20 protein-coding genes are annotated in these 23,326 nt (G+C 63.5%); 8 read left to right on the forward strand and 12 right to left on the reverse strand.

From position 1 onward, the window contains the following. Positions 1-380 precede the first annotated feature (380 nt). Positions 381-1,895: a sodium/proline symporter PutP gene (gene putP / locus BRD58_RS08740; RefSeq protein ID WP_073382390.1), complete on the forward strand. Its 1,515-nt coding sequence runs from the start codon at positions 381-383 to the stop codon at positions 1,893-1,895. Positions 1,896-1,934: 39 nt separating this feature from the next. Here putP and BRD58_RS08745 read toward each other — a convergent pair whose 3' ends face one another. From BRD58_RS08745 to BRD58_RS08755, 3 genes are all read right to left on the reverse strand, one after another. After that, a complete protein-coding gene (locus tag BRD58_RS08745) occupies positions 1,935-2,210 on the reverse strand; it encodes a silver resistance protein (protein WP_073382392.1) in 276 nt (91 codons plus the stop codon). A 221-nt stretch (positions 2,211-2,431) separates the two neighbouring features. Beyond that, positions 2,432-3,895: a Cu(+)/Ag(+) sensor histidine kinase gene (locus BRD58_RS08750; RefSeq protein WP_073382395.1), complete on the reverse strand. Its 1,464-nt coding sequence runs from the start codon at positions 3,893-3,895 to the stop codon at positions 2,432-2,434. Next, a complete protein-coding gene (locus tag BRD58_RS08755) occupies positions 3,885-4,568 on the reverse strand; it encodes a copper/silver response regulator transcription factor (protein WP_073382399.1) in 684 nt (227 codons plus the stop codon). The genes BRD58_RS08750 and BRD58_RS08755 overlap by 11 nt, the downstream gene beginning before the upstream one ends. 200 nt (positions 4,569-4,768) lie before the next feature. Between BRD58_RS08755 and BRD58_RS08760 the strand changes: the two genes are divergently transcribed. The 4 genes from BRD58_RS08760 to BRD58_RS08775 all read left to right on the forward strand — a co-directional run bounded on the left by BRD58_RS08760 (position 4,769) and on the right by BRD58_RS08775 (position 11,102). Next, positions 4,769-6,151, forward strand: a complete 1,383-nt coding sequence (locus tag BRD58_RS08760) for an efflux transporter outer membrane subunit (RefSeq protein WP_073382401.1) — start codon at positions 4,769-4,771, stop codon at positions 6,149-6,151. Between the two features lie 32 nt (positions 6,152-6,183). Continuing rightward, on the forward strand, positions 6,184-6,531 hold the full coding sequence (locus BRD58_RS08765) for a copper-binding protein (RefSeq protein WP_015461450.1): 348 nt from the start codon (positions 6,184-6,186) through the stop codon (positions 6,529-6,531). Between the two features lie 97 nt (positions 6,532-6,628). Next, the gene (locus BRD58_RS08770) at positions 6,629-7,942 is read left to right on the forward strand and encodes an efflux RND transporter periplasmic adaptor subunit (protein ID WP_073383889.1); all 1,314 of its coding nucleotides are present in this window, start codon (positions 6,629-6,631) and stop codon (positions 7,940-7,942) included. Further along, positions 7,935-11,102 (forward strand): CusA/CzcA family heavy metal efflux RND transporter, encoded by a 3,168-nt coding sequence (locus tag BRD58_RS08775; RefSeq protein ID WP_073382405.1) that lies wholly within the window; start codon positions 7,935-7,937, stop codon positions 11,100-11,102. Before BRD58_RS08770 ends, BRD58_RS08775 begins: the two co-directional genes overlap by 8 nt. 29 nt (positions 11,103-11,131) lie before the next feature. Here the strand turns inward: BRD58_RS08775 and cfa are convergent, their stop codons facing one another. Both cfa and punC read right to left on the reverse strand, forming a co-directional pair. Then, on the reverse strand, positions 11,132-12,283 hold the full coding sequence (cfa, locus tag BRD58_RS08780) for a cyclopropane fatty acyl phospholipid synthase (RefSeq protein ID WP_012848511.1): 1,152 nt from the start codon (positions 12,281-12,283) through the stop codon (positions 11,132-11,134). 202 nt (positions 12,284-12,485) lie between these two features. Further along, positions 12,486-13,700, reverse strand: a complete 1,215-nt coding sequence (gene punC, locus BRD58_RS08785; RefSeq protein ID WP_012848512.1) for a purine nucleoside transporter PunC — start codon at positions 13,698-13,700, stop codon at positions 12,486-12,488. 139 nt (positions 13,701-13,839) lie between these two features. On the opposite strand from punC, the gene punR reads away from it, so the two are divergent. Continuing rightward, the gene (gene punR, locus BRD58_RS08790) at positions 13,840-14,754 is read left to right on the forward strand and encodes a DNA-binding transcriptional activator PunR (RefSeq protein WP_012848513.1); all 915 of its coding nucleotides are present in this window, start codon (positions 13,840-13,842) and stop codon (positions 14,752-14,754) included. On the opposite strand, the gene BRD58_RS08795 is transcribed toward punR, so the two are convergent. The 3 genes from BRD58_RS08795 to purR are packed head-to-tail and all read right to left on the reverse strand — an operon-like array spanning position 14,735 to position 17,997. Further along, positions 14,735-15,358, reverse strand: coding sequence for an ATP-binding cassette domain-containing protein (locus tag BRD58_RS08795; RefSeq protein ID WP_073382409.1), 624 nt, complete (start codon positions 15,356-15,358; stop codon positions 14,735-14,737). The genes punR and BRD58_RS08795 overlap by 20 nt on opposite strands. Next, positions 15,345-16,967: an ABC transporter permease family protein gene (locus tag BRD58_RS08800; protein WP_073382413.1), complete on the reverse strand. Its 1,623-nt coding sequence runs from the start codon at positions 16,965-16,967 to the stop codon at positions 15,345-15,347. The genes BRD58_RS08795 and BRD58_RS08800 overlap by 14 nt, the downstream gene beginning before the upstream one ends. A 4-nt stretch (positions 16,968-16,971) precedes the next feature. Further along, positions 16,972-17,997, reverse strand: coding sequence for an HTH-type transcriptional repressor PurR (gene purR, locus BRD58_RS08805; RefSeq protein ID WP_012848516.1), 1,026 nt, complete (start codon positions 17,995-17,997; stop codon positions 16,972-16,974). A gap of 354 nt (positions 17,998-18,351) precedes the next feature. Between purR and cydH the strand changes: the two genes are divergently transcribed. Further along, a complete protein-coding gene (cydH, locus tag BRD58_RS17910; RefSeq protein WP_095666566.1) occupies positions 18,352-18,441 on the forward strand; it encodes a cytochrome bd-I oxidase subunit CydH in 90 nt (29 codons plus the stop codon). A gap of 61 nt (positions 18,442-18,502) precedes the next feature. On the opposite strand, the gene sodB is transcribed toward cydH, so the two are convergent. Beyond that, positions 18,503-19,081: a superoxide dismutase [Fe] gene (gene sodB / locus BRD58_RS08810; RefSeq protein ID WP_012848518.1), complete on the reverse strand. Its 579-nt coding sequence runs from the start codon at positions 19,079-19,081 to the stop codon at positions 18,503-18,505. Positions 19,082-19,347: 266 nt separating this feature from the next. Further along, positions 19,348-20,202, reverse strand: a complete 855-nt coding sequence (locus BRD58_RS08815; RefSeq protein WP_034168103.1) for a C40 family peptidase — start codon at positions 20,200-20,202, stop codon at positions 19,348-19,350. 448 nt (positions 20,203-20,650) lie between these two features. On the opposite strand from BRD58_RS08815, the gene BRD58_RS08820 reads away from it, so the two are divergent. Further along, complete coding sequence (locus tag BRD58_RS08820; RefSeq protein ID WP_041692742.1) at positions 20,651-20,998, forward strand: Grx4 family monothiol glutaredoxin; 348 nt, start codon at positions 20,651-20,653, stop codon at positions 20,996-20,998. 68 nt (positions 20,999-21,066) lie between these two features. Here the strand turns inward: BRD58_RS08820 and BRD58_RS08825 are convergent, their stop codons facing one another. Then, positions 21,067-22,389: a Na+/H+ antiporter family protein gene (locus BRD58_RS08825; protein WP_073382417.1), complete on the reverse strand. Its 1,323-nt coding sequence runs from the start codon at positions 22,387-22,389 to the stop codon at positions 21,067-21,069. A gap of 159 nt (positions 22,390-22,548) precedes the next feature. Beyond that, entirely contained in the window at positions 22,549-23,214 is a 666-nt protein-coding gene (rnt, locus tag BRD58_RS08830; RefSeq protein WP_015461459.1) for a ribonuclease T, read from the reverse strand. Between the last annotated feature and the right edge of the window lie 112 nt (positions 23,215-23,326).

Here is a 23,326-nt window from a genome sequence, read left to right on the forward strand (position 1 = left end):
ATCCGCGCTCGGATCCCGGCGCTCGCCGTTTCATGGCTGCGCCGCGTTGCAAAAAATATCCATTATGTTGCAACTTTGTGCAACCTTGTTAAATGCGACGCGGCCTACAGGTTTGAAAATGATATTTCTCCCGGCGTTAATGTCATTATAGAAAGTATGGATAACGGGCTGCGCCAGGTTTCCGTGCGAATTATCCCAAAATGAAAAGGTGCAACCGGTGTAAATGTGATCCAGTACGGTTTGTGCTCATTTTTCTCGCCGCGCCGCATAGGTTTTATGTAAATGATGTGTTAACTAATGGTTGAAATTTGAACCTGCGGCGGGAACGGCGGCGTCATGACGGGCCCGGTGCGCCAGACGAGACTTTCGGGAGAGCGATAATGGTAATAAGCACGCCCATGTTGGTGACATTTTGTATCTATATCCTGGGGATGATCCTGATCGGTTTCCTGGCCTGGCGATCGACGAACAGCTTCGATGACTATATTCTCGGCGGGCGTCGCCTGGGCCCCTTCGTGACCGCGCTGTCGGCCGGGGCATCGGACATGAGCGGCTGGCTGCTGATGGGCCTGCCCGGCGCGGTGTTCGTCGCCGGCATCTCGGAGAGCTGGATCGCCATCGGCCTGACGCTGGGCGCCTGGCTGAACTGGCGGCTGGTAGCGGGGCGCCTGCGGGTGCACACCGAGGCGAACGATAACGCCCTGACCCTGCCGGACTACTTTACCGCCCGCTTCGCCGATGACAGTCGCCTGCTGCGTATCCTCTCCGCCCTGGTGATCCTGCTGTTTTTCACCATCTACTGCGCCTCCGGGATCGTGGCCGGCGCCCGCCTGTTTGAGAGCATCTTCGGCATGAGTTACTCGACGGCGCTGTGGGCCGGAGCGGCGGCGACCATCCTCTATACCTTTATCGGCGGCTTCCTGGCGGTCAGCTGGACCGATACGGTGCAGGCGAGCCTGATGATCTTCGCCCTGATCTTGACGCCGGTGATGGTGATGATCAGCGTCGGCGGCTTCGACGATGCGCTGGTGGTGATCCGGCAGAAAAGCCTCGACAGCGTCGATATGCTGAAGGGGCTTAATCTGGTGGCGATCCTCTCGCTGATGGGATGGGGGCTGGGCTACTTTGGTCAGCCGCATATCCTGGCGCGCTTTATGGCGGCCGACTCGCACTACAGCCTGGTCAACGCCCGGCGTATCAGCATGACCTGGATGGTTCTGTGCCTGCTCGGCGCGGTCGCCGTCGGCTTTTTTGGCATCGCCTACTTCACCGACCATCCCGGGCTGGCCGGTGCGGTGGATCGCAACGCCGAGCGGGTCTTTATCGCGCTGGCGCAGCTGCTGTTTACGCCGTGGATTGCCGGGATCCTGCTGTCCGCTATCCTGGCGGCGGTGATGTCGACGCTCAGCTGCCAACTGTTGGTATGCTCCAGCGCGATTACGGAGGATCTCTACAAGGCGTTCCTGCGCCAGCGGGCCGGACAGCGGGAGCTGGTGTGGGTCGGGCGGGCGATGGTGCTGTTGGTGGCGCTGGTGGCCATCGCGCTGGCGAGCAATCCTGAAAACCGGGTGCTGGGGCTGGTGAGCTATGCCTGGGCCGGCTTCGGGGCCGCCTTCGGCCCGGTGGTGATCGGCTCAGTGCTCTGGTCGCGGATGACCCGTAACGGCGCGCTGGCCGGGATGGTCATCGGCGCCCTCACGGTGATCGTCTGGAAACAGTATGCCTGGCTGGGGCTGTATGAGATCATTCCGGGCTTCCTGTTCGCCAGCGTCGGGATCCTGGTGGTCAGCCTGCTGGATCGCGCGCCCTCGCCGACGGTGCAGCGGCGCTTTGCCGCCGCCGATGCCGAGTATCGCTCGCCGCCGCCGCGCGCGCTGCAGCCGGAGCTGGAGTAACGGCGCCCGCGCGGGCCGGGCGCCTGTCCCGACCTGGCGCTACTTGGCGCGCCCCTGGGTCTCGGCGTCGTGCATCCGCTGGTGATCGTGGATGATCTGCTGATGCGCGGCCGCGCTGCCGTTGTCCATGGCCTGGTGGGCGATTATCGCCCGCTGATGCTGATCCAGGGGGGCGCTATCGTGCTCCGGTGACGGCGCCGTCGCGCCGTGGTGCTGAGGGCTATCCACCTGCAGGGGTCTATCCAGCCCGTCGGCGGCCAGAGCCGCGCTGCTGAGGCCAAGGGTGAGCAGGGCGGTGTAGATCAGTCTCTTCATCGGTATGGCTCCATATCGGTCATCTCTGCGTGCGATGCCGCGGCATCGGTCACGCGAACGGGGGCGTGGTGCGTCGGGAAACGCCCCGGCGCGCGGGGGATGGACGACCGTACGCGGCCGTCTCTCCCCCGATGCGCACCAGTATACCGGGGGGATCCGCAGCCGCGCGTGACGGGAGAATGACGATCGCGTAATGATTTATCGCATTGATTATTAATATATTACTTGTCGCCACCCGCGGCGCGAGGCAGGGAGACGGTAAAGCGGGTGGCGTCGGCGTCCGAGCTAACCCAGATCTGGCCCTGATGCGCGGCGATGATCGATTTGACGATGGCCAGGCCGATGCCGCTCCCCTCGCCGTTACGCTGACGCGCGGGGTCGACGCGGTAGAAACGGTCGAACAGGCGCGGCAGGTGCCGCGCGGCGATGGGCGCGCCGGGATTGGCGACGCAGAGCCGCACCGCGTCGGCCGTCTCGCTGAGGTGCACGGTCACGCGGTGGCCCGCCGGGGTGTGGCGAATGGCGTTGGACAGCAGATTGCTGATGACCCGCCGCAGCATCGCGGGATCGCCCCAGGCGGCGGGCCCCTTGCCATCCATGCGCAGGGTGACCTGGCGCTCCTCCGCCCAGGCCTCGAAGAAGTCAAACACCTTGAGGGTCTCCTGGCGCAGGTCGAGGGGGACGCGGCTGAGGCGAAGGCGCTGACTGTCCGCCTGCGCCAGAAACAGCATGTCGTTCACCATCTTCGCCATCCGCTGATACTCTTCAAGGTTCGAATAGATTACCTCCTCCAGTTCACTCTGGGTCCGGGTCTGGCTCAGCACGATTTCGCTCTGGGTGATCAGGTTGGTGATCGGGGTGCGCATCTCGTGGGCGATGTCGGCAGAAAAGTTTGCCTGTCGGGTGAAGACGTCCTCGATGCGGGCGAGCATCTGGTTGAAGGAGAGCACCAGCTGCCGCAGCTCGATCGGCACCGCGTCGGGGGCGAGGCGGGTATCGAGATTCTCGGCGGTGATGGCCTTGATCTTCCCGCTGAGATCGCGCAGCGGTCGATGTCCGCTGTAAACGGCGAGCAGCACGATGAAAATGATCAGCAGGCTGATGACGGCCGCGCAGATCATCAGATTGCTCTTCAGCTGCTCAAGATAGTGCAGGTGTACGTTGATGGAGAGGGCGATCAGCAGGGTATAGGGGGTGCGCGGATCGCCCGCCGGGTAGACCGTGGTGGCGATGAGGCGGTAGGCGTTTTGAGCCGCCTCCTCGCGAGGGCCAGCGGCGTGGTCGTCGTTTGGCCACAGAAAGACCTGCCCGCTGTGCAGATGGCGCGGCAGCGTCGGCAGCTGCCAGACCGCGTCGAGATCGGCGGCGGCGGCGTCCGCGCGATAGCGATAGCGAAAACCGTGGTCGCCGGCGCGCAGCGCGACGCTGATGTTGGGGTAGCCGGCCAGCACGCGGCTGAGGGTATCGAGGCGCTGGACGCCGGCGCGGGGCGGCTCTTGCAAGACGCGCAGGACGCTGCTGCGCACCTGTTGGAGCGTGGCGTTGTCCAGCTCGGCGAAATGGCGTTCGACGGAGTAGATCATGATCCAGGTGAACGCGGCGAAGGCGAGGCTGGTCGCCAACGAGATGGTGAGGGTCAGGCGGGCCGCTAGGGAGATGGGGCGCGGCGTGCGCTTAGTCGACATCCGGCACCTCGAGCAGGTAGCCCACGCCGCGCACCGTCTGGATCAACTTAGGTTCGAAGTCGAGGTCGATCTTCGCCCGCAGCCGCTTCACGGCCACGTCGATGGCGTTGGTGTCGCTGTCGAAGTTCATGTCCCAGACCTGCGAGGCGATCAGGGAGCGGGGCAGCACCTCGCCCTGGTGACGGATAAAAAACGTCAGCAGGGTGAACTCTTTCCCCGTTAGCGTGATGCGCTTACCGCCGCGGGTCACCTTTCTGGAAAGGAGCTCCACGGTGAGATCGGCAACGTGAAACTGGCTCTCGGGGATAGGAGGGCTGCCGCGTCGCAGTAGGGTTCTCACCCGCGCCAAGAGCTCGGCGAAGGCGAAGGGCTTGACCAGGTAGTCGTCGGCGCCGAGCTCCAGCCCCTTTACCCGCTGCTCGATGGTGCCGAGGGCGCTCAGCAGCAGGATCGGCAGTCCCTGGTTGGCGCTGCGCAGCATGCGGACGATCTCCCAGCCGTTGACGTCGGGCAGCAGGATATCAAGGATGATCAGATCATAGCCGGCGGTCATCGCCAGGTGGTATCCCGTTAAACCGTTGTCGGCGAGATCGACGACAAATCCCGCCTCTGTCAGCCCCTTACACAGGTATTTCCCGGTTTTCACCTCATCCTCGACGATCAGTATCTTCACCCTTTGCTCCGTTATCTCGTGACGCCCCGGCCATTGTAGAGGGCTAACGGGCGAGATCAATCGATGCGCGGGAAAATGACAGCTTTGTCATTCAGCCGTCACCGGGCAAACCGTATCGGTTTGTTAAGGTGCCCTTCTCATGGATGGGCGGCGCGATGGGCGCCCCTTATCGGCATCGGCGAGCTTGGGCGATCAGCGTTATGGTTAGGATAAAGCAGTTAAGCGTCAGCGTGGTCTTGGCTCTGACGGGGTGCGTCTCCCTGGCGCCAGAGTATCAGCGCCCGGCATTGCCGGTAGGCGCGCAGTTCTCATCGTCGCCGTCTGCCACCGGTGCGGCGACGACGCACTATCAGGATCGGGGCTGGCGCCCGTTCTTTCGCGATGCGCAGGTTAGGCAGCTGATCGACGATGCGCTGCGCAACAACCGCGACCTGCGGCAGGCGGTGATCTCTGTGCGGCTGGCGCGCGCGCAGTGGGCGCTGCAGGAGGCCGACCGCTATCCCCAGCTCGATGCCGCCGCCCAGGCGAACTCCCGCGCGCCGCTGCGGGGCGGCGCTAGCGATCGGGAATATCAGCTGGGCGGCGCGCTGGGGGTTGAGCTGGATCTGTTCGGCCGACTCCAGTCGATGAGCGCGCGGGAGCAGCAGAACGTTCTCGCCAGCCAGCAGGCGCAGCGCGCGGTGCATATCCTGTTGGTCGCCAATGTCGCGCAGGCCTATTTTACCCAGCAGTTGGCCTACGCCCAGCGGCGTATCGCGCAGGAGACGCTGCAGAGCTATCGCCACTCCTACGCCCTGATCGAACAGCAGGTGCGGGCCGGCGGCGCCAACCTGCTGGCGCTGGAGCAGGCGCGTGGGCAGATCGACAGCACCCAGGCGACGCTGGCGCGGCGTGAGGGAGACGTGGCGCAGGCCAACCATGCCATACAGCGGCTCGTCGGCGTCTATGACGGCGCGCCCCGCGATCGGCGCGGGCTGGAGATCTCGGTCGGCCCGGTTGCGCTGCCGGTGCCGCTGCCATCGACGATCCTGCTGCAGCGCCCCGACATCATGGAGGCGGAGCATCAGCTGCGGGCGGCGGATGCCGATATCGGCGCGGCCCGGGCGGCGTTCTTTCCCACGATCTCGCTGAGCGGCGGCCTGAACGCCAGCGGCAGCGATTTGGCCGGATTATTCAGCGCGGCAGGTGGGATGTGGAGCTTTGTCCCCAAGATTACGCTGCCCATCTTTAACGGCGGGCGTAACCGCGCCACTCTGCAGCTCGCCGAATTACGCCAGCAGCAGTCCATCGTGAACTATGAAAATAAGATCCAGGCGGCGTTTAAGGAGGTGGACGATGCCCTCTCTACGCGCCGGAGCCTCGCCGAGCAATTAACGGCGCAGCAGCGCTATCTCGACGCGCTGCAGGCGACCGTAGGGCGCGCCCGCGGCTTATACGCCCACGGCGCGCTGAGCTATCTCGAGGTATTGGACGCCGAGCGCGCGTTATTTACCACCCAGCAGACGCTGCTCGATCTGCGCTATGCCCAGCAGGCGAACGAGATAGCGCTTTTTGCCGCCCTGGGCGGCGGTTGGCAGGCATAACCCTTTTCCCTTAATCCTATGGAGTGAACTCGATGAAAACGATGATTAAAGTAACTTTATGCGCGGCGTTGGTCATGGCGAGCGGTGCCCCGGCGCTGGCGGCGCAGAGCGCCCATCAGCACGACCAGGCGATGGCCGCCGATCTTTCTGCGGCGCCGCAGATCACGACCCGCGGCGAGGTGAAGGCGATCGATCTGCAGAGTAACAAGATCACTCTCAGCCATCCGGCGATACCCGAAGTGGACTGGCCGGCGATGACCATGCGCTTTACGTTCGACCAGGAGAGCCAGGTGGCGGGGCTAAAGGTCGGCGATCGGGTGACGTTTTCATTTGTTCAGCAAGGCGCGATCTCTCGGTTGACCGCCATTCATGTCATCTGACCGCGGCGATGCTATTTATGCCGGTGATCCTCGAGGGCGCACCGGCCGTTCGACTCTGCGGCCGTCGTGAATGACCGGCGCGCGAATGGGGATTGTCATGCCTGCTCTAAATATAAAGTATGCCGCGGCGCTTGCCGGCGGCCTTATTCTGGGTGCGGCGATCACCGTTGCCCTGTATCCATATCTGAATCTGACGTCGTCAGCCACCGCGACGTCGGCGCCCGCCGAACGCCGCGTACTATTCTGGTATGACCCGATGAAGCCCGATGTCAAATTCGATCAGCCGGGTAAATCCCCCTTTATGGACATGGATCTGGTACCGAGATACGCCGACGAGGGCGGCGACGCGGGGCAAGAGAGCGGGGTTCGCATCGATCCCGCCCAGCGGCAGAATCTGGGGCTGAAGACGGCCACGGTGCGCCGGGGGACGCTGCGCGACGCCCTGACGCTGCCCGCCACCATCAGCTTTAACGAGTATCAATACGCGATCGTGCAGGCGCGAGCGGAGGGGTTTGTCGAGAAGGTCTACCCGTTGACCAACGGCGATCGTATCGCGCGCGGCAGCCCGCTGGTCGATATCACCCTCCCGGCCTGGGTCGAGGCGCAGAGCGAATATCTGCTGCTGAGCCCATCGGGGGAGGATCAGGCGGCGCAGCGCCAGGGCGTTCTGGAGCGCCTGCGCCTGAGCGGGATGCCGGAAGAGGATATTCAGCGCCTGCGCACCGCGCGGCGCATCCAGACGCGCTTTACTCTGCGCGCGCCGATCGACGGGGTGATCACCGCCTTCGATCTGCGCGCCGGGATGAACTTCTCCAAGGATAAGACGGTGGCGCAGATCCAGGGTATCGACCCGGTCTGGGTCAGCGCCGCGCTGCCGGAGGCGATGGCCGCGCAGCTGAACGCGGATAGCCGCTTCGAGCTGGCGGTGCCGGCCTATCCACAGCAGCGCTTCTCGGTGCGCGACTGGCGCACGCTGCCCAGCGCCGATCCGACGACGCGCACCCTGCAGATTCGCCTGGCGGTGGCGAATCCCGACGGCAGGCTGAAGCCCGGGATGAACGCCACGCTGCGTCTTGAGACGCAGAGCCCGCCGCTGCTGCTGATCCCCGCCCAGGCGATCGTCGATAGCGGCGACGAGCAGCATGTGATCACCGTGACGCAGGACGGGCGCTTCCTGCCGAAGCGCGTCGCGGTGGCGCAGGAGGCGCAGCAGCAGGCGGGGATCGCCGCGGGGCTGACGGAGGGAGAGTCGGTGGTGGTCAACGGCCTGTTCCTGATCGACTCGGAGGCCAGCATCAGCGGGGCGCTGGCGCGTATGCGTCAGGCGAGCGCGGGGGAGACCGCCTCATCCGCCGTCGCACCGGAGCCCATCGCGTCGCACGTCGGACACGGAGACGCACGCCATGATTGAATGGATTATTCGACGCTCGGTGGCGAACCGTTTCCTGGTGATGATGGGCGTCCTGTTCCTCAGCCTCTGGGGCGGTTGGACCATCGCTAACACGCCGGTGGATGCGCTGCCCGACCTCTCCGACGTCCAGGTGATCATCAAGACCAGTTACCCGGGGCAGGCCCCGCAGCTGGTGGAGGATCAGGTTACCTATCCACTGAGCACCACCATGCTGTCGGTGCCGGGCGCCAAGACGGTGCGCGGCTTCTCCCAGTTCGGCACCTCCTATGTCTATGTGATCTTCGCCGATGGCACCGACCTCTACTGGGCGCGCTCGCGGGTATTGGAGTACCTGAATCAGGTGCAGGGCAAGCTGCCGGCGGGGGTCAGCGCGGAGATCGGGCCCGATGCCACCGGGGTCGGCTGGATCTTCGAGTATGCGCTGCTGGATAAGCACGGGCGGCACGATCTGGCCGAGCTGCGCTCGCTGCAGGATTGGTTCCTGAAGTATGAGCTGAAGACCATCCCCAACGTCGCCGAGGTCGCCTCGGTCGGTGGGGTGGTGAAGCAGTATCAGATCCAGGTCGATCCGCTGAAGCTGGCGCAGTACGGCATCCGTCTGGCGGAGGTGAAGCAGGCCGTCGGCTCATCCAACCAGGAGGCGGGCGGCGCGTCGCTGGAGCTGGCCGAGGCGGAGTATATGGTGCGGGCCAGCGGCTACCTGCGCACCCTCGACGATGTGAACCACATCGTCTTAAAGAGCGGCCCGGATGGCGTGCCGGTCTATCTGCAGGACGTCGCGCGGGTCCAGATCGGGCCGGAGATGCGCCGGGGGATCGCCGAGCTGAATGGCGAGGGCGAGGTGGCCGGCGGGGTGGTGATCCTTCGCTCGGGTGAGAATGCCCGTCAGGTGATCACGGCGGTGAAGGCGAAGCTGGCCACACTGCAGGGCAGTCTGCCGCCGGGGGTGGAGGTGGTGACAACCTATGACCGCAGCCAGCTGATCGATCGGGCCATCGATAACCTGAGCGCCAAGCTGATCGAGGAGTTTATCGTGGTGGCGCTGGTCTGCGCCCTGTTTCTGTGGCACGTACGCTCGGCGCTGGTGGCGATCGTCTCCCTACCGCTGGGGCTGTGCATCGCTTTTATCATCATGCGTTACCAGGGGCTGAACGCCAATATCATGTCGCTGGGGGGGATCGCCATCGCGGTGGGGGCGATGGTCGATGCGGCGATTGTGATGATCGAGAACGCCCATAAGCGTCTGGAGGAGTGGGCGCATCGTCATCCCGAGCGGCCTATCGACAACGCGACCCGCTGGCGGGTGATCACGGATGCCGCGGTCGAGGTGGGGCCGGCGCTGTTTATCAGCCTGCTGATCATCACGCTCTCCTTCATCCCGATCTTTACCCTCGAAGGGCAGGAGGGGCGGCTGTTCGGCCCGCTGGCCTTCACCAAGACCTACGCCATGGCCGGCGCGGCGGCGCTGGCGATCGTCGTCATCCCGATCCTGATGGGGTTCTGGATCCGGGGCGATATTCCGCCGGAGAGCCGTAATCCCCTGAACCGTTTTCTGATCCGCGTCTATCACCCGCTGCTGCTTGCCGTGCTGCGCTGGCCGCGGCTCACCCTGCTGGCGGCGGCGCTGTCGATGGTGACGGTGATCTGGCCGCTGGAGCGCATCGGCGGCGAGTTTTTGCCGAACATCAATGAGGGCGATCTGCTGTACATGCCCTCGACGCTGCCGGGGATCTCGCCGGCCCAGGCGGCGCAGCTGCTACAGACCACGGATAAGCTGATCAGGCAGGTGCCGGAGGTGGCCAGCGTCTTTGGTAAGAGCGGGAAGGCGGAGAGCGCGACCGACTCGGCGCCGCTGGAAATGATCGAGACCACCATTCAGCTGAAGCCGCAGGGTCAGTGGCGTCCGGGAATGACGATGGACAAGATCATCGCCGAGCTCGACGCCACGGTGCGCCTGCCGGGGCTGGCCAACCTGTGGGTTCCGCCGATCCGCAACCGCATCGACATGCTCTCCACCGGCATCAAGAGCCCGATCGGCATCAAGGTATCGGGCACCGTGTTAGCCGACATCGACGCCACGGCCCAGCGTATCGAGGCGGTGGCGAAGGGGGTCCCCGGGGTGGTCTCGGCGCTGGCGGAGCGCTTGGAGGGAGGGCGCTACATCGATATTCAGATCCAGCGCCAGCGGGCCGCCCGCTATGGGATGACGGTAGGCGACGTGCAGCTGTTTGTCTCATCGGCCATCGGCGGGGCGATGGTCGGCGAGACCGTCGAAGGGGTGGCGCGCTACCCGATTGCGATCCGCTATCCCCAGGCGTGGAGGAACTCGCCCGAGGCGCTGCGTCAGCTGCCGATCCTGACGCCCCTAAAGCAACAGATCACCCTGGGGGATGTGGCCGAGGTGCGCGTGGTCTCCGGGCCGACGATGCTGAAGACGGAGAATGCCCGTCCGGCCAGCTGGATCTATATCGATGCCCGCGGGCGCGATATGGTCTCGGTGGTCGAGGATCTGAAGACGGCGATCCAGCGCCAGGTCACTCTGGCGCCGGGCACCAGCGTTAGCTTCTCCGGTCAGTTCGAGCTGCTGGAGCACGCCAACCGCAAGCTGATGCTGATGGTGCCGATGACGCTGGTGATCATCTTCGTACTGCTCTATCTGGCCTTTCGGCGGGTAGAAGAGGCGCTGCTGATCCTGATGAGCCTGCCCTTCGCCCTGGTGGGCGGCATCTGGTTCCTCTACTGGCAGGGGTTCCATCTGTCGGTTGCCACCGGCACCGGCTTTATCGCCCTGGCCGGCGTGGCCGCCGAGTTTGGCGTGGTGATGCTGATGTACCTGCGCCAGGCCATCGAGCAGGATCCGGCGCTGAGCCACGCCGAGCGCTTTACCCCGGCCGCGCTGGATGAGGCGCTGTACCACGGCGCGGTGCTGCGGGTGCGCCCCAAGGCGATGACCGTGGCGGTGATCATCGCCGGTCTGCTGCCGATTCTGTGGGGAAGCGGGGCGGGCTCCGAGGTGATGAGCCGCATCGCGGCGCCGATGATCGGCGGGATGATCACCGCGCCGCTGCTGTCGCTGTTCATCATTCCGGCGGCCTATAAGCTGATCTGGCTGCGTCGCCATCACCTCGGCGCGTCCTGCGCGGCCGATCCGCGCGAGTGAATAGACGCACCGCCGTGTCGCTCGGGCGTTTAGCGCGCGACGCGCAGGCCGCCGCAGACGCCCTGCGGGGAGAATAGCACCTGCCAAAGCTGGATGTCGCGGGCGCGGAATGCGCCCGCACAGGCGGCAAGATAGTAGTTGAACATGCGAAAGAAGCGCGCGGAGTAGTTCGCCTTCAGCTGGGGCCAGGCGGCGTTGAAGCGCTGCTGCCAGGCCATCAGGGTACGATCGTAGTCGGCGCCGAGGTTGTGCCAGTCCTCCATCACGAACCGCGCTTCGCTGGCGTCGGCGATATGGCGCAGCGACGGCAGACAGCCGTTGGGGAAAATGTATTTATTGATCCAGGGATCGACATCCGGGGTGGTGTGGTTGGCGCCGATGGTGTGCAGCAGGAACAGCCCGTCATCCTTCAGATTTCGCCGCGCCACGGCGAAGTAGGCGTCGTAGTTCTTCGGCCCCACGTGCTCAAACATGCCCACGGAGACGATGCGGTCATAGCGGGCGTGGAGATCGCGGTAGTCCTGCAGCAGGATCTGTACCTCCAGCCCCTGGCAACGCGCGGCGGCCAGCTTTTGCTGTTCGGCCGAGATGGTCACGCCGTGCACGCGCACCCCGTACCGACGAGCGGCGTAGGCCGCCAGACCACCCCAGCCGCAGCCGATATCCAGCAGCGTCATGCCCGGTCGCAGCTGCAGCTTTTCACAGATCAGGTGCAGCTTATCCTGCTGTGCCTGCTCCAGGGTATCGGCCTGTTTCCAGTAGGCGCAGGAGTACTGCATCGCGGGGTCGAGCATCAGGCTGAACAGATCGTTGCCCAGATCGTAGTGCTCACGCCCGACCTGCCACGCCCGGCGCCGGGACTGCAGGTTAGCCAACCTGGCGCCGACGACGCGCAGGGTATCACGGAAATGGTGCGGCATTTGCTGCTGCAGACCGGCGCGCAGCGCTTTATCAAAGAAGATATCGAGTCGATCGCACTGCCACCAGCCGTCCATATAGCTTTCGCCCAGCCCCAACGACCCCTGCTGTAGCACGCGCTTGAAAAAGAGGGGGTGATTAACGCGGATATCATATGGGCGATCACCGTTAACCCGGATACCGGCCCGACTGAGCATCTCACTGACGATGCGGTACCCGGCATCGCGCTGCACGCCGCTACTCTCCACGCACGATGAACTCATAGTGTCTCCCTTGCCAAATCAGATGGACGGTCAGCCTAATCGTATCGCCGGCTTCAGCGAGCGGAGGGCTGCCGTTGCCGGGCTGCGCAAAACGCAGGACTGGTCACATTCTGTTCAGTATAGGACGGCGGGAAAGGGGGCTCAAGGGAGGCGGGAAACATCGCCAGACGCGCGGGGAGACCCCAGCGCGCCGGCGTGGAAATCAGCGGCGGGAGAGGGAGTGTTGGCCCTGCTGCATCTCGCGGCGTTTTTCCAGCATGGTAGTGACGCTGTCACTTTTAAGCCAATACCCCAGCACCACCAGCGGAATGGTGCCGGCCATGATGGCGGTGGTCGCCAGCAGCGGCATGTGGATCAGCGCCGATACCAGCAGGCTGGCCAGGAAGCAGACGCCCAGCTGCAGCGTGTTCTGCAGCGCCGCCGCCTTGCCGCTGTTGTTCGGGAAGGGCGTCAGGGCGCTGGCCACCACGATGGGATAGATAGCGCCGTTCATCATCGCCATGACGCAGAACGGTACCAGCAGCGCCAGCAGACCGGGCTGGTAGCTGAGGGCCATCACCAGCATCGCCAGCATGCTCAGCGAGTAGATAACCAGCAGCCACGGCAGCAGCAGGGTACCGCCGATGCGGCTCAGCAGCGCCCGACAGCCGTAGCCACCCAGCAGGAAGGCGATGGTCTGCGGCACATAGCTCAGGCCGATATCGTTCGGGCTGTACCCCATCTCGCCCAGAATAAACGGCGAGCCGGTCAGCCAGGCGAAGAAGCCAGCGGAGCAGGCGGCGTAGATCAGGACGTTGCCGCTAAAGATATTGGAGCGCATCAGGCGCAGGAAACCGATGCGCGGTGCCTGACGGTTCGCCGCCGCCCGGTGCTCCTGCAGACGCAGGGTTGGGATCATCAGCAGCAGGGTGATGGCGAACAGCACGGCGAAGATGGCCTGCCATTCAAAGTGGTTGAGCAGCCAGGCGCCGAGCAGCGGCGCCAGCGCCGGCGAGAGGGCCACCAGCGGCATAACCGTCGCGAAGACGCGGTTCGCGACCCCTTTGCTGTAGCGATCGATAACCAAAGCCTGCCAGGTGACCGCCGCGGAGCAGACCCCGACGGCCTGCACGAAGCGCAGGATCAGCAGCTGGGTCGTATTGCCGACCCACAGCATCCCCAGGCAGGCCAGCGCGAACATGCCCAGCCCTAGCAGCAGAACCGGCTTGCGTCCGATGCGATCGGAGAGCGGCCCCCACAGCAGCTGTGCAAAGGCAAAGCCGGCCAGAAAGATGCTCAGGCTGGCGCTGATGGCGCCGGCGGAGGCGCCCAGATCGTGGCGCATGGCACCAAAGGCGGGCAGATACATATCGGTGGCCAGATATCCCAGCATACTGAGGCCAGCCAGATAGACCATGAAACCTGATTTACTTCTCATTATTTTGACTCGTTATGAATATGTTGCAGGCGGAGAATGTGACGAGTGAGAGTTTATGGGCTGACGTCAGCGTTGTGAAACGCTATTATTTGGCATGATGGATGAAAATTTTTGAAAGCAGAATGGCGAGGGGCTGAGCATGTGGTCAGAATATTCGCTGGAGGTCGTGGATGCGGTCGCCCGCACCGGGAGCTTTAGCGCGGCAGCGCAGGAGCTGCATAGGGTGCCCTCTGCCGTCAGCTATACCGTACGTCAGCTGGAGAACTGGCTGGCGGTACCGCTGTTTGAACGACGTCACCGTGACGTTGAGTTGACCGAGGCCGGGGCGTTTTTTGTCGATGAAGCCCGCAGTATTATCAAAAAAATGCATGCCACCCGACGTCAGTGTCAGCAGGTCGCCAACGGTTGGCGCGGTCAGTTCCACGTCGCAGTGGATCGCATCGTGCGTCCGCAGCGCTGCCAGCAGCTGGTAGTGGACTTTTATCGTCACTTTCCCGATATGGAGCTGATGATCCACAGCGAGGTGTTTAACGGTGTGTGGGATGCCCTGATCAACGGGCGGGTCGAGGTGGCGATCGGGGCGACGCGGGCGGTGCCCGCCGGCGGGCGCTATGCTTTCCGCGATATGGGCTTTCTGCGCTGGCGCTGCGTGGTCAGCCCCGACCACCCGCTGGCCGCGTTTGACGGCGAGGTGGACGACGACCGCCTGCGCCCCTTTCCGGCGCTGAGCATCGAGGATACCTCGCGGACGTTACCCAAGCGGGATACCTGGCTGCTCGATAATCAGCGGCGTCTGGTGGCGCCGGACTGGCCGTGCGCCATCGACTGTCTGGAGGCCGGGCTTTGCGTCGGCCTGATGCCGGCCCACGCCGCCGAGCCGCTGATTGCCGCGGGGCGTCTGCACGCGCTGCGGCTGTGCCAGTCGTTTCCCGACAGCGCCTGCTGCGTGACCTGGCAAGATCACAGCCGCTCACCGGCCCTAGAGTGGCTGCTGGCCTACCTGGGCGATACCCGCACCATGAACCAGGAGTGGCTTATGCCGCAGCCAGCGTGACGATCCGTCCGCCGGGCGGAACGTCGGCGCGATCGTGGGTGACCAGGATCGCGGGAATGGCGCGTTCGGCGATCTGCTGATAGACCCAGCGGCGAAAGCGGCGGCGCAGCGGGGCGTCCAGACGGGAGAAGGGCTCATCGAGCAGCAGGACCGAGGGCGCGGCCAACAGGGTACGCAGCACGCTGATGCGCGCCCGCTGTCCCCCGGAGAGGGCGGCGGGATAGCAGTCGCCCCGCTCGGTCAGCTCCGCCTGCTGCAGCGCTTGCGTCACCGCCGCCTTCGACGCCCCCGGCGGTAGGGCGAAATGCAGATTTTGCGCCACCGTCAGGTGGGGGAACAGAACATCATCCTGAAACAGCAGCCCGATCCCGCGCTGCCAGGGCGGCAGGCGGCTCAGGCTGCGCCGATCCAGCCAGACCTCGCCGCGGACGAACAGCGGCGGCTGTAGATGGCCGCCGATCCCGGCCAGCAGGGTGGATTTGCCGCAGCCGCTGGGGCCCATCAGCGTGACGAGCTCCCCCGGCGACACCGTCAAGGTCAGCGGCGCCAGCAGGGGGCGCCCCGCCAGTTCGACGCGCAGCTGGTTGAGATTAAGGGTGGCCATGCGACGTTGCTCCTCGTATACCGCGCAGCGGTAGCCATAGCGCCAGCAAAAATGCCGGCAGCGGTAGCAGGGTTTGCCATAGGGCGCCGATGGCGGCCAGGCGCCGATCGATGCCGCTGGCATAGGCGACGGTTTCCGTGGCCAGCGTCGGCAGCCGCCCGGCGCCCAGCCCCAGCGTCGGCAGATACATGCCGACGCTGACCGCGAGGCCAAAGGCCATCGCCAGCAGCAGCGCCGGCAGCATCTGCGGCAGCTTAATCCGGTAAAAGGCCTGCCAGGGCGTCTTACCCAACGCCAGCGCCACCTGGGTCTGACGCGTATCGAAACGCAGCCAGGCACCGGACAGCGTCAGCAGGTAGTAGGGGGTGACGAACAGCAGCTGGCCATAGATAACCAGCGGGTAGCTGCCCAGCAGTTGGCTGCGGGCGGCGAAATACTGTAGACCGAAGATCAGCCCCATCTGCGGCAGCAGCAGCGGCAGCAGCAGCCAGGCGCCGGGGGCCCGTCGCCTCAGGGTATACCACTCCAGCGTGCCGAGCGCCAGGATCAGCGCCAGCAGGTTGACCGCCAGCGCGATGCACAGGGTATGCCACAGCGGGGCGCTCCAGTCACTGACGCTGTACAGCCAGCTGTCATAGCGCCACTGCCGCGGCCAGCGTTGCGCAAAGGGCCAGCGCTGAGCCAGGGAAATCAGCACCAGCATCAGGTAGGCCGCGGCGGCCAGCGCCAGCGCCAAAGGCCAAAAGGCGGCGTAGGGCGCAGGCCCACCGCGGGCGACGCGCCGTCGCGGGGGACGGTGACCCACGGCGACCCACAGGCGTTCAATGCCATACCAGAGCAGCAGCGCCAGCGCGTTTAAGAGCATCAGCAGCAGCGCCCCGAGGGCCGCCAGCGCCGTCTGTCCACCGTCGGCAATCCACTGCCACAGCAGCTGCGCAAACAGCAGTGGCCGCTGCGGACCGAGCAGCTGCGCCAGATCCAGCGCCGACAGGGCAAAGGCCAGGACGCAGAACATGGGCAGGCGTAGCCCCGGCAGCAGCTGCGGCACCACGATGCGCCACCAGCCCTGCGCCGGGGGATAGCCCAGCGCGGCGCTGATGCGCAGCTGCCGCTGCGCGGCGCAGCGGGCGGCCAGATTCAGGGTAAGCAGATAGAAAAAGGGGGTCTCTTTTAACAGCAGGAGCAGCGAGAGGCTCAGGCCGTAGGGATCGTTGGGAAGCGGCAGATCGGGCGGCTGCTGCCAGTCAAACAGCGGCGCCATCAGGCGCCACAGCAGGCCGGTTGGCGCCAGCAGCATCAGCAGGCCGGTGGCCAGGGCGATGTGGGGGGCTGCCAGCAGCAGCGCCGGCGCCAGCGTGTGCTGACGCTGACGCCGTAGGGTGAGCCCGGCCAGCGCCAGCGCCAGCAGCAGGGCGCCGCCGGAGGCGCCTAGCGCTATCCACAGCGACAGAGCCAGGCTGCGGCCCAGCGCGGGCCACTGCAGCAGCTGCAGCAGCGCCTGTCCCGCATTTTGCTCGGTCAGCGGCAGTAGGGTCGCCGGAACCATCGCCGCCAGCGGCAGCGCGCCGGACAGCAGCACCAGCGCGGGAAACAGGACCAGCCGGGACACGCGCTTAGCGGCGGTAGTCGATGAACGGCCCGTCGGCCACGGAGCGACGCTCAACCAGCTTAGGATGCACTTCGATGGTTTGGGCGTCTTCGCGCTTGCTGGTGATGCGATCGAGCAGCATGTCGAATGCCATGGCGCCAAGGCGCTCTTTGGGCTGATGAATGGTGGTCAGCGCCGGGGTAAAGTAGCGGGCGTTGCGCACGTTATCGTAGCCGATGACGGAAATATCCTGCGGTACGCGCAGCCCCATCTCGTCCGCGGCGCAAATGGCGCCCATCGCCATGATATCGCCGCCGACAAACACCGCCGTCGGGCGCTGCTTCTGCGACAGAATGTTTTGCATCGCCGCATAGCCAGACTCCGGCTCGAAGTCGCCTTCGACCAGCCAGCTCTCCTGCGGCGTGATGTTGGCCTCCTGCAGCGCCTTGAGGAAACCGCGCAGGCGACCGCCGCCGGTGTTGCGCGATACCGGGCCGGTGATGGCGCCAATGTCGCGGTGGCCGCGCTCGATCAGGTAGCGGCCGGCCAGATAGCCGCCCTCGAAAGCGTTATCCTGGATAGCATCGGTAAAGTCGCTGCGGCGGGTGCCCCAGTCCATGACCACCATCGGGATATGACGGTAGTCCTCAAGGATCTCCAGCAGGTTCTCCGGATATTCGGAGCACATCACCAGCAGGCCGTCGACGCGCTTTTGCGCCAGCATGGCCAGGTAGGCTTTCTGTTTCTCCAGATTATTGTGGGAGTTACACAGGATCAGGGTATAGCCTTGGCTGTAGCAGCTATTCTCTACCGACTCGATGACCTCGGCAAAGTACGGCGCCTCGCTGGAGGTCGCCAGCAGGCCGATGGATTTGGTGTGGTTGACCTTCAGGCTGCGGGCAACGGCGCTGGGGGAGTAGTGTAGTTCTTTAATGGCCTCCCAGACGGCGGCTTTGGTCTCGTCGGCGACAAAGCGGGTTTTATTGATGACGTGAGACACCGTGGTGGTCGATACGCCTGCGCGCTTTGCCACATCTTTAATCGTTGCCATGAAACAAATGACTCCTAGGCGTACGCGCTGCGTCGCCGTTTTGTTAATCGTTTGCCTGCGTGCATCGGAAAATACGCCTGACAGCGCGGCTCGGCGCCGGCGCGTTTGCGCAATAGGGTGACGTTTGCCATTTCTTGTTTAGAATTATAGCGTCGGCACGCGGCAGTAAACCGCAAATTCTGTCTGATCTCAGGCAAAAGGGGAAGCACTAATTGGCGATTTGCGCAGGATGTAATCATAAGATTTTCTGCGTGTTTTAAGATGTGATTTATGTAAAAATGATTTAACACGGGTTTTGTGCGAATTCTTAAGTCAGTAAAAATTGATACAGAACGTAAAACATGAGGTGTCAGGATGGAAAACGATCTGAAGTATTCTCTGGTAACAACGGTGGTGGCGCTGGCGCTGATCGTCGTGGCCAGCCTGATCGCCGCACTGCACTAAGTTAGCGAGCGGCGTAATAAAAAAGGCGCTCGGTGAGCGCCTTTTTTGTCTCTCTGGTCGGTTACGCCAGATTCTGGGCGACGAACTCCCAGTTCACCAGCGCCCAGAAGTTTTCCAGGTACACCGGGCGAGCGTTACGGTAGTCGATGTAGTAGGCGTGTTCCCATACGTCCACGGTCAGCAGCGGCTTGTCGTCGCCGGTCAGCGGGGTCGCGGCGTTAGAGGTGTTGACGATGGCCAGGGTGCCGTCCGCCTTTTTCACCAGCCAGGTCCAGCCGGAGCCGAAGTTGCCTACGGCAGACTTGGTCAGCGCGTCTTTGAACGCGGCAAATGAGCCGAAGGCGGCGTTGATGGCGTCCGCCAGGGCGCCGCGCGGTTCACCGCCGCCGTTCGGGGAGAGGCAGTGCCAGTAGAAGGTGTGGTTCCACACCTGAGCGGCGTTGTTAAAGATACCGCCGGAGGCGCTCTTCACGATCTCTTCCAGCGATTTTCCTTCGAACTCAGTGCCTTTGATCAGGTTGTTCAGGTTGACTACATAGGCGTTGTGGTGCTTACCGTAGTGGTATTCCAGCGTTTCGGCGGAGATATGCGGTTCCAGCGCATTCATGGCGTACGGTAATGCAGGTAATTCAAATGACATAGCTCTCTCCTTAATGCTTCTGTGGCAAGACGGTTAACCCGTAAGCAACGCAGATGAGACGTCGCCGGCGGTTAGACAAAAATGAAAAAATCTTGTTGTCCGCTTGTTATGGTTTGTGATTCTAGCAAGTTTTGCCGTGAAAGACAGGGGGCAGGTGTATTTTAGCTGACTGAGTGGCGAAATGTGCAGCAGACAAGCGGCGAAAGCGGCGTGCTGCAGGGGGCGGTCATGGGGTAACCGCCGCCGGAACGGGGGCGTACGGGGCGTTAGCGAATGGTTTTCGGGGTCATGACGCGGCGGGCGCCCAGGTAGTGATCCTGCCAGTAGTCATCGCCCAGATAGCTGACGCGGATCTCCTCGCCGGTGCGCGGAGACTGGATAAATTTGCCGTTGCCCAGATAGACGCCGACGTGATCGGCGGCGCCGCGTCCGTGGATCTGAAAGAACACCAGATCGCCGCGCTGCAGCTCGGCGCGCTTGACCGGCGCGGCGTCGCGCAGGTGGTACATTTCGTTAGCGGTGCGTGGCATTTTAATGTTCAGCAGATCCTGATAGGCGTAATAGATCAGGCCGCTGCAGTCAAAGCCGGTATGGGGAGAGGTACCGCCCCAGCGGTAGGGTTTGCCTATCTGGCGCATCAGCTTATTCATCGCCGTCTGTTTGGCGTGCTGGTAGCGTTTCTTGTGCAGCGGACTCATGTGGATCGGCTGGCTATCTTCATGGCGGCCGGCCGCGCGGTGGGCCGTCTTAAGAGGCGAGGGGCGACCGTAGGCTTTTTTACCCGGGTGCGACGCCCCATGTGCGCTCGCGCGACGCGCAAGGGGCTTTTCGCCGCGGTGGTGCGCTTGCGCCTTGTGCTCGACGGCGGCGCGGTGCGGTGCGGCGACCGTGCGGTGGCTACTGTGCGCCGCGCGCTTTTCCCGGGCGGGGGGATGAGACGCCGCGCTGTGATGCTTGTGTGCCCCGGCGTCTGCCCTGCGTTTTTTACGCTCGCCGCTCTGGCTGTGGCCCGCCGTGGCTTTTCGCTGATCGGCGATGACTTTGTGTGCCGGTGAGGCGGCCGCTGAGGTGGTAAACCATTGGGTAAACAGCAATACAAAGAGCGCAACGAGTAGACGCATGATCAGTCGCTTCCAAGCCAAAAACTAAAATAAAAACGCAGAAACAGTATTAATTAAAATATGCTGAACATAACAGTACTGATGTTTACGTATTCGCGTCTAATTGTGAGTAAATATTTCAATTGTCTGATTTAGCGACAGAGAGGGCTTTTTTACAGTGATATTGCCTATTAAAAAACGGTTGAGCAGGATAATGGGCGAATAATGAGCGGCTGGCAGAGCGACGATGTGCTGCCGCGGCAGCGCGCTGTGCAATAGACCCTGCAAAAGATGGTGTTTTTTTCCTGCCGTGCCCGCCGCTACAATAGCGCGATCCGACGCCGCGTGCCCCGCGGCGGGCGGGGGAGGCGCCTTTCGTGCCCCATCCCTTGTCTGCTGTGGTCGGCGCGGGCGATAATGACAATATACTGCGTTACCGCTATAACACTGGATATTTAAGGAAGTAAAGATCATGACCACTATCGAAAAGATTCAGCGCCAGATCGCCGAGAACCCGATTCTGCTGTATATGAAAGGCTCACCGAAGCTGCCGAGCTGCGGCTTTTCTGCGCAGGCGGTGCAGGCGCTGTCCGCCTGCGGCGAGCGCTTTGCCTACGTGGATATCCTGCAGAACCCGGACATTCGCGCCGAGCTGCCAAAGTTTGCTAACTGGCCGACCTTTCCGCAGCTGTGGGTTGAGGGTGAGCTGATCGGCGGGTGTGACATCGTGCTGGAAATGTATCAGCGCGGCGAGCTGCAGACGCTGATCAAAGAGGCCGCGGCGCGCCACGGCTCAGCGGCGCAGGACAACGCCTGATCGCGCGGCGTTAGGCCATGTAAAAAGGCGCCGCAGGGCGCCTTTTGTGTATCGGTCGGGACCGTGTGCTAGAGGATCATCGCTGCCGCCCAGCCGAAGCCGAGCAGCGGCAGGTTGTAGTGCAGGAAGGTCGGCACCACCGAATCCCATATATGGTCGTGCTGGCCGTCCATATTCAGCCCAGAGGTTGGCCCCAGGGTAGAGTCAGAGGCCGGCGACCCGGCATCCCCCAGCGCCCCGGAGACACCGATAATGGCGATGGTCGCCATGGGGGAGAAGCCAAAGGCAATGCACAGGGGCACATAGATTGCCGCGATGATCGGCACCGTGGAGAAGGAGGAGCCGATGCCCATGGTGATGACCAGCCCGACCACCAGCATCAGAAACGCAGCCAGTCCCCGGTTGCCGCCGATCGCCCCCTCGATAGAGGTCACCAGCGCATCTACGCTGCCGGTGGCTTTGATCACGGCGGCAAACCCGGAGGCGGTGATCATGATAAAGCCGATCATCGCCATCATATGCACCCCGCGGGTAAAGACATCCTGGGTATCCCGCCAGTGGATCACGCCGCCGAGAATAAACACCACAAAGCCCATCAGCGCGCCGAGCACGATAGAGTTGGTCGCCAGCTGCACCCCGAGGGCGGCGATGATGGCGATAACGGCGACCCACACGGCCCGTAAATGAATACGCTTATGCTCCGGCTCGGCGGACAGAATGCGCCCTTCGTTGTAGCGGCGCGGCCTGCGGTAGCTGAAGAAGATGGCCAGCAGCAGGCCGAACAGCATCCCCAGCCCCGGCAGCAGCATGGCGCTGGGCACCTGGGCGGCGGTGACCTGTAGCCCGTTCTCATTGAGGTTCTTCAGCAGAATATTGTTCAGGAAGATGCCGCCAAAGCCGATCGGCAGCACCATATAAGGGGTGATCAGGCCGAAGGTCAGCACGCAGGCTACCGCGCGCCGATCGAGGTTCATCCGCGAAAATACGTGCAGCAGCGGCGGGATCAGAATGGGAATAAAGGCAATGTGGATGGGGATCAGGTTCTGCGACGAGATGGCGATCAGGGTCAGGATCAGCAGCAGACCGTATTTAAACCAGAACAGGCGGTGGGCGCTCGGCGCCAGCCCCATGCGGCGGATCACGCCGTGGGCCAGCACGTCGGTGATACCAGAGCGTGAAATCGCGACGGCAAAGGTACCCAGCATGGCGTAGCTGAGGGCGATCTCCGCGCCGCCGCCCAGCCCACCGCTGAAGGTCGTGATCGTGGTGTCCAGGGTGAGACCGCCGCTCAGACCGGCAACCAGAGAGGCGACGATCAGGGCGATCACCACGTTAACCCGCAGCAGGCTGAGCAGCAGCATTACGACCACGGCAATTACAACAGCATTCATAGACGTCAATGTCCTAAAAGTCGTTCAAGGCAATAGCAGGATTATTAGCATGTTTCCGTGCGCGGCACGACAAAAAAATACCCTGCCGTGACCTTTTTCCCGTCGTCGCGGGGCGGAATAAAAAACGCCCGCGGAGCGGGCGTGCTTGCAGGGGGGCGATTATGCCTCTGCGGAGGGGGCGGTATCGTTCAGGTAGGCCGGGGGCCAGCCGCCCAGGCGTTTCCAGCGGTTCACCAGCTCACAGAACAGCGTGGCGGTCTGCTGGGTATCATACAGGGCCGAATGGGCCTGGGCGCTGTCGAAGGGGATCTCCGCGCTGAGGCAGGCTTTGGCCAGCACCGTTTGACCGAGAACCAGCCCGCTGAGGGCGGCGGTATCGAAGGTGGCGAACGGATGGAACGGGTTGCGCTTCAGCCCGGCGCGCTCTGCGGCCGCCATCAGAAACGAGTGGTCAAAGTGGGCGTTGTGGGCCACGACCACAGCGCGATTGCACGCCTGATCTTTAATTCCCTTGCGCACCATCTTAAAGATGGCGTGCAGCGCGGTATATTCGCTGACGGCGCCGCGTAGCGGGTTGTGCGGATCGATTCCGTTAAAGGCCAGCGCCTCTGGCGAGAGCACGGCGCCTTCAAAGGGGGTGATATGGAAATGCAGGCACTGATCGGTTTCCAGCCAGCCGTCGTCGTTCATTCGCAGAGTGACGGCGGCAATTTCCAGCAGGGCGTTGCGATTGGCGTCAAAGCCCGCGGTTTCGACGTCGATGACGACCGGGTAAAAGCCGCGAAAGCGCGCGCTCAGCGCATTGAGATTAGAGGTGTCAGCCATGAGTTCGTTGGTGTCTTTATTTTGAATGCAGCGCGCATTATGGCAAATTTTGCCGTGTTTTACACGGGGATGGCAAATGAGCAGGGGCGCGGGCGGCACATATTGCGTCCGC

The organism is Edwardsiella piscicida, from assembly GCF_001896205.1.
In the GTDB taxonomy this organism is placed as follows: domain Bacteria; phylum Pseudomonadota; class Gammaproteobacteria; order Enterobacterales; family Enterobacteriaceae; genus Edwardsiella; species Edwardsiella piscicida.